This window comes from Arthrobacter sp. 05T442, from assembly GCF_056395945.1.
Map to the genome: position 1 here is coordinate 1 of NZ_JBFTKM010000043.1, position 3,214 is coordinate 3,214.

Genomic DNA, 3,214 nt, shown 5'->3' on the forward strand with positions numbered 1-3,214 from the left:
CGTGGGGGAAACGCCCGGTCCCATCCCGAACCCGGAAGCTAAGACCCACAGCGCCGATGGTACTGCACCCGGGAGGGTGTGGGAGAGTAGGTCACCGCCGGACAACCATTAGGTCGAGAGCCTCCAACCACCCGGTTGGAGGCTCTCCCGCTTTAACCACCCAAACGCTGACAGCAGGCCAGCAGCGCGTCCGGAACACCGGGACCCCCGGCAGGAGCCGTCACCCGCCCGGGGGGGGCCCGGTGTCACCGGGGAAACCGCCGGGCATGGGTCCAGGCCACGGCCTCCACGGCGAGGCCTCCGCCGGTACCCGCCGCCAGAGCGGCCAGTACGAGATCCGCCGGAGGCCACATCAGGCTGAAGAATTCCTGCGCGAGCGGTACGTTGAGCAAGGCAACCAGGCCAAGACACATGACAGCCACGAGGACCACCCGTTTCAGGTCGAGTGGGCGCGAGACGACTGCCAGGATCCAGAGTCCCACGATTGACAGAGTCAGGACCGAAGCCGCACGCAACGCCTCTGGACTCGTGCTGCGGCCTAGGGCGCTGGGGCTTGCGTAGGCGTTCAGCGCGAGCAGAGACGCCGCGACGATGAGTCCTGCGGGCACGGAGAAGGCGAGCGATCTGAAGAGAAACCCTGGCCGGTAGCGGCGGCTATTGGGCATGAGCGCCAGGAAGAAAGCAGGAATGCCAATCGTCAGCCCGTCTGTGAAGGACAGCTGGCGCGGCAGAAACGGAAACTCCCATTGGAGGAGTCCAAAACTTGCAGCAATGGCAATTGAGTAGGCAGTCTTGCTGAGAAACAGACTCGAGACCCGTTCTATGTTTGCGATCGCGCGTCGGCCTTCGGCGACGACGCCTGGAAGCCGGTCAAAGCGGCCGTCGAGCAGCACCAGCCGTGCCACGGCCTTGGTGGCGGCAGCTGCGGAATCCATGGCGATGCCAAGGTCGGCCGACTTCAGGGCCAGTACGTCGTTGACGCCGTCGCCGGTCATGGCCACGGTATGGCCCCTTCGCTGCAGCGCCTCAACCATGTCTTTTTTCTGGGCCGGGGTTACACGGCCGAAGACCACATTGTTCACCATGACGTCTTCGAGGAGTCCGGGATCCTGTGGCAAGTAGCGGGCGTCGTAACCTGTGCTGACCTCCAGGCCAACCCTGCGCGCGATCGCCGCGACGGTCCGGGGATCGTCTCCGGATATGACCTTAAGCTCGACGCCCTCCTCTCTGAAGTAGTCGAGTGTGTTCCGGGCGTCGGGGCGGAGCCTCTCCCGGAACGTCAGTACCGCGACGGGCTGAATGCCGTGCGGCAGTTCCGTCGGATCGGCGGAGGGCTGCCCGCCGGCGACGTGACCTAGTAGCAAGGTCCGCAGGCCGGAGGCAGCCAGGCTTCCAGCCTGGTTGAGGACCTCGGCATGCGCCGGGCCCGCTGCAGCGTCCGCAGGGGAACCTGCCGCGAGGACGATCTCAGGTGCGCCTAGTATCCAGGTGGCCTTGACGCCGTCAGGGTCGCCGCCGTCGAAACTGACCGAGCCCCACTTCCTGGCCGAGGAAAAGGGTACTGAGGAGGAAGGCTGCAGACCGCCGTCGTCGCGGTACGCCGACGCGAGGCATCGTGCCGTCGCGTTGGCTTCAGGCTCGGCGGCAAACCACCCCAAGGCCTCTTCCCACCCGGGTGCGGATGAGGTCGACACCGGGTGCGCCGCCTCAAAGACGATCCCGCCTTCGGTGAGCGTTCCAGTCTTGTCCAGGCACAGGACATCGACTCGGGCCAGGCCTTCGACAGCGGCCAGCTCCTGGATGAGCACTTTCTCTCGGGCCAGCCGGAGGCCGCCGACGGCAAACGCGACGCTCGTCAGCAGGACCAGTCCGAGAGGTACCATGGCGATCACGCTGGCGATCACGCCCACCGTGGCCGACGTCCACGTCCCGGCGGCGATGGCGCGCTCCCAGCCGCCCCTGGCCTGCATCTCTCCGTTCGCTACGACGACGGCGATAGGCAGCAGCGCCCACGTGATCCACCTCAGGACGCGATTGAGGCTGTTGCGGATCTCGGAGTTGACGAGGGAAAAGCGCCTTGCATCGGCCGTGAGTTTGCTCGCAAAGGACTCGGCACCAACCCGCGTTACGCGCGCGGTTCCGTGGCCGGCAACAATGATCGAACCGGAGAGAACTTCAGTCCCCGGACCCTTGCCGACGGGATCGGATTCGCCGGTGAGGAGGGATTCGTCAGCCTCGAGCCCCATGGACGCAAGGACGGAGGCATCCGCACTGACCTGGTCGCCGGCCCCCAGTATCAGGACGTCGTCCCGCACGACCTCGGTCGTGGGGATTTCCGTGATGGTGCCATCACGCAGCACCCGGGCTCTAGGGGACTCGAGGACGGCGAGGCGGTCCAAAGACCGCTTCGCCCGGAACTCCTGGACGACGCCGATGATCGCGTTTCCCGCCGCTGCCAGCCCGAAGAGGGCATCCTGCCAGCTCCCGAGGAGGAGCAGCAACAGGAAGCTTGCACCCACGACGGCGTTGAAGAGGGTCAGTACGTTGGCACGAAAGATGTGCCACAGGCTGCGGCTTGTTTTATCCGGTGCCCGGTTCGCCAAACCACTCTCTGCCCGGGCGGCAGCCTCGAGTGTGGACAGGCCGTCGACGGCGGGCCCGGTCACACGCCGGTGGTGCCCGGCTGGTCTTTGGCCTTGGCGGTGTGCCTTCACCCCCTGATGGTATCCGGCAGGGAGGCCCCATGCGGTGACGGAGGACACCTTTCCCTGGTGCCGCCCCGGATGCCACTTTGGAGGCAGGGAGGGGCTATTTGGCGCGGACTGGCGGGGATCTGTGGCGGCGCGGGCGTCATACCCGGGCGGGTTTGCGGTGGGGGCGAAGTGGGTGTATTGTTTTCTAAGTCGCCGAGAGAGAGACCAGCGGAAACGCTGGGAACCGAAGGCGGCCAAACCCCCAAAAACTAAAGGCCAGAATCAGGCTGATGCTTCGTGCGCTCCAGATTCTGGTGGGGCCGTCTGGTTGAACGGGCAGTGGCGGAAACGCCGATTTGCTTCACGTTCGCTGGCCGGGTAAGTTTGGGAAGTTGCTCCGGAGCGATCCGCGACCGTGTGGTTGTGGTGGTGCCGGGTGTGTCTGTTGTTTGAGAACTCAATAGTGTGCCAAGTTTGTTGATACCAATTTATTGTATTGAATTGGTTGGATTGGCCAGGTT

The 3,214-nt window shown here is 65.0% G+C and carries 1 protein-coding gene and 1 rRNA gene; one reads left to right on the top strand and one right to left on the bottom strand.

Annotation, left to right across the window (positions count from 1 at the left end):
* A 5S ribosomal RNA gene (gene rrf / locus AC1DES_RS19060) occupies positions 1-103 on the top strand; the annotation flags it as partial.
* Between the two features lie 142 nt (positions 104-245).
* On the opposite strand, the gene AC1DES_RS19065 is transcribed toward rrf, so the two are convergent.
* On the bottom strand, positions 246-2,666 hold the full coding sequence (locus AC1DES_RS19065) for an HAD-IC family P-type ATPase (protein WP_476897263.1): 2,421 nt from the start codon (positions 2,664-2,666) through the stop codon (positions 246-248).
* Positions 2,667-3,214 lie beyond the last annotated feature (548 nt).